This window comes from Microbacterium sp. ER1 (assembly GCF_023383675.1).
Taxonomy (GTDB): Bacteria; Actinomycetota; Actinomycetes; order Actinomycetales; family Microbacteriaceae; genus Microbacterium.
Genome location: NZ_QCXO01000070.1, coordinates 1 through 256, shown reverse-complemented (window position 1 = coordinate 256; position 256 = coordinate 1). Strand labels below are relative to the sequence as shown.

The following is a 256-nucleotide window of genomic DNA, read 5'->3' as shown; positions in this document are numbered from 1 at the left end:
CGCCCTCGCCCTCGTTGATCTCGACGGGCTCGCGCACATCGAAGCCGTTGGCGCCGAACCAGTCCATGTAGGCCGGGCCTTCCGGCTGGCGCTGCGGGTAGGTGAACTTGGCGCCGTACGCGATGCCGTCGATGACGAATCCGCCATTGGCGGCGTAGACCATGTCGGGCAGGCCGTCGATCGGGTCGATCAGGTGCACGTCGAAGCCGAGGCCGACATAGGTGTCGTACAGGGTCTGCCACTGGGCCACGGCCAG

1 pseudogene is annotated in these 256 nt (G+C 67.2%); it reads right to left on the bottom strand.

The features are described 5' to 3' along the window. A pseudogene (locus BV453_RS01800) lies at positions 1-256 on the bottom strand (N-dimethylarginine dimethylaminohydrolase); the annotation flags it as partial.